The organism is Streptomyces boncukensis, from assembly GCF_011045075.1.
Taxonomy (GTDB): Bacteria; Actinomycetota; Actinomycetes; order Streptomycetales; family Streptomycetaceae; genus Streptomyces; species Streptomyces boncukensis.
The window spans coordinates 1-3,071 of record NZ_JAAKZZ010000699.1 but is presented as its reverse complement, the minus strand read 5'-3'; the positions used below and the strand labels follow the sequence as shown (position 1 = coordinate 3,071).

Below are 3,071 nucleotides of genomic sequence, written 5' to 3'. Positions count from 1 at the left end.
GCCTGACCATCGCCGTGGGCGCGGGTCACCAGGGCAGATCCGTGCCCACAGCCGAGGTAAGAGCGGGCTGAAGATTCGCTTCACCCCCGCCCTGAAGGACGGAGCACTGCGAATGATCCCGGTAGCCCCGCGGCGAGGGGGCGCGCGATACCTGAGCGCACCCCCTCGCCCACGCGCCTGACTCACTCGCGGGCCGCCCCGGAGCCGGAGGCGGCGCGCTCCAGCAAGCCGGTACGGGCCGCGAGCGCCGCCGCCTCCAGCCGCGAGCCGACCCCGAGCTTCATCAGCACCCGCTGCACATGCGTACGGGCCGTGCTCGGCGCGATCCCCATCCCCGCCGCGATCAGCCGGGTGTCCTCCCCCTCCGCGACCCGCACCAGGACCTCGACCTCGCGCGGCGTCAGCATCTGCAGCAGCCGCGCCCCCTCGTCGTCCGGCTCGGCCGCGGGGTTGAGCAGCTCGGTGAAGGACTGCTGCAGCAGCTGCGGGGCCACGGCCGACTCCCCGGCCCGCGCCTTGACCATGGCGCGCTCCACCCCCTCGATGCGCTCGTCGTGCCGGACATATCCGGACGCGCCCGCGGCGAAGGCGGAGGCGATACCGCGCGGGCTGGGCACCGGGCCCAGGACCACCACGGCGATCTGCGGTTTCTCCCGCTTGATCCGGAGCACCGGGTCGAAGACACCGGGCTCCGCTGGCGTCGCCGTCCCCAGCAGACACACCTCCGGGGCCCGGTTTATCACCAGCTCGGCCGCGCCCGCGCTGGGCGCCGCCGCGGCGAGCACCCGGTGGCCGCGGAGTTTCAGGGCCGAGGCCAGGGCCTCGGCGAGCAGGCGGTGGTCGTCGACCACCATGAGCCGCACGCTCATAGAGCTCCCCCCACAGTCCCGAAGAATCGGCACCCCCCAGGCCCGACCCCTCTCCTGTTCCCCGGAAGCTACACGCTCACCCGCCGTTCCGCGCCCATTACGAGGGGAAATCCCCCCAGGACGGCGTGATCCTCACCGTCGGAGGGGTCACGCCAGAGGTCCGCCCGCGAAGTCCGGACGAAGCGAGTGAACATGACGGGAGCGTCAGTTCGTATGCGGGTTATAGAACCTCTTCGACCACTCGCACGCCTTGAGGGCGGAGCCGTTGAACCGGCACACCTGGAGCTGAACGGAGTACACGACGCCGCTCCTCGTCACAGAAAAGTCCCGGTAGTTCGTGGCCCCGGATCCGACCGCCTTGGTCCATTTCGAGTAGCTGGTTCCGAACCGGGACGACTTAACCTGGATACGAGCCCGTGCGTGCTGGCCATCCCTCGCGGTGTCCTTGGCCTCCAGGGCGATGGGAACGACTTGCGTGTCGGACGCAAATGTCATCGCGACGTGTCCGTACGCCCCCCGAACCTCGGCACTACCGCCCACGACCGCCTGCGCCGTACCCGCTGAAGCGAACACGGCCCCGAGGGCCACTGCCGCAGCAGCACTTGCCGACGCGAGAGCTCTGTTCCCTGCCCGCATATCCGTATCCCCAGTCCGAAGAGCAAACATGTGTCCGACGATCATGCGGATGAAGACTATACGCGCACAGCTCACTCCGCTCCGAAACCGGCCGCCAGCTTGCTGAAGGGGCTGGTGTAGCCGGAGTCGCGCTTCTTGAGGAGGTTCGCCTTGTGCAGGAAGAGCCGGTTGTGCTCCCAGAGCAGCGGCATCCGCAGGCTGCTCGAACTGATGTTGAACGCCTGCTCGCCGGAGCCCTGGCGGGAGGCGGGCAGCTGCAGCAGCCGGGTCTGCTTGCCCTTGCCCGGCTCGATGCTGACGACCTCGCCACCGCCCTGGTAGTCCGGCAGCTTGTACGCGATGAGGTTCGTCCCCTGCATACGGAGCGGGATGAAGCTGCGCTTCTCTCCCGCCTCCGCCTTCCACTTGGCGTTCCCGGAGTTGAAGTCGAGCGCCATGATCTCGTTGGTCCGCCCGTAGTCGGCCTGGCCGCTGTGCTCCTTGGTGGCCAGATAGACGGTGTCGGGGCCCACGGCGATGTTGTAGCACGAGTCGACACCCTGGTAGTAGCAGGGCGAGACGTACTTCTTGTCGAGCGGGATCCTGGCCTTCAGCGCCTTGTCCTCACCGACCGTCATCAAGTCGGAGACCGAGGATGACCTGCTGCTGGTGCCGACCGCCAGGACCAGGGGGTCCGTGGAGGCAATGTTGATGCTCTTGACGCCCTTGGGGACCTTGAACTTCCAGGTGGCCTTGCCCTTGTTCTTCGGGTCGAGCCGCTGGACGGTGTACTGCGGCTTGTCGTAGTCGGTGCCGCACCGGGTGACCGCGTAGAGGTGCTTGCCGCCCGCGTACCCCTCGTCGCGGCAGTTGCTCGGCTTGGCCGACCACAGCTCCTTGCCCGACGGGATGTCGTAGGCGGCCGAACCGCCAGTCCAGGCGGACGCCACGGTGTCTCCGCTGATCGCCACGTTCTCGTTGGACGACTCGCGCTCGGCGTTCGGCATCTTCTCGTCCATGACGATCTTGCCGGTCTCGATGTTGACCACGACCATGTGGTTGCAGGATGCCTTGCTGGAGACGGTCTCCCGCACCACCAGCCCCACCTCGTGCCGCTTCGTCATCCCGTTCGAGGCGCCGCAGACCTCGCCGCGGAGCTTGACGGGCTTCTTCTGCTGGTTGGTCTTCAGGTCCACCACCAGCAGTTCCTTCAGGCCGGTCTTGGCGAACACCTTGTCGGTCGCCCACGCGCCCGGCACCTTGGTGTAGTCCTTGACCTCGGGGTCGTCGATGCTGAACAGCTCGTCGCCCTTGGTGCTCGTGGGCTTGGGGTCGGCGCCGCCGCGCTGGGAGCCCTGGGAGCCCTGGGAGTTGTTGCCCTTCGACTCGTCCTTCTTGTCGTCCCCGTCGTCGTCCCTGGTCAGGAAGAAGACGCCGGCCCCCGCGACCAGCACCGCGGCGACGGCCGCCGCGACGATCGCGATCATCTTGTTGTTCTTGCCGCCCCCGCCGCCAGGGGCGCCGGGAGCCGGGTACATGGGGGGCTGCTGCTGGCCCGTCGCCCCGTACGGGCCGTACGGGCCGGGC

Annotated in this window: 2 protein-coding genes; both read right to left on the bottom strand. The window is 68.4% G+C overall.

Annotated elements, in window-relative coordinates; genetic code table 11:
• Positions 1-182: 182 nt before the first annotated feature.
• On the bottom strand, positions 183-869 hold the full coding sequence (locus G5C65_RS34460; protein WP_165302998.1) for a helix-turn-helix transcriptional regulator: 687 nt from the start codon (positions 867-869) through the stop codon (positions 183-185).
• A gap of 707 nt (positions 870-1,576) precedes the next feature.
• On the bottom strand, positions 1,577-3,071 hold a 1,495-nt coding region (locus G5C65_RS34455; protein ID WP_165302997.1), incomplete at its 5' end, for an outer membrane protein assembly factor BamB family protein.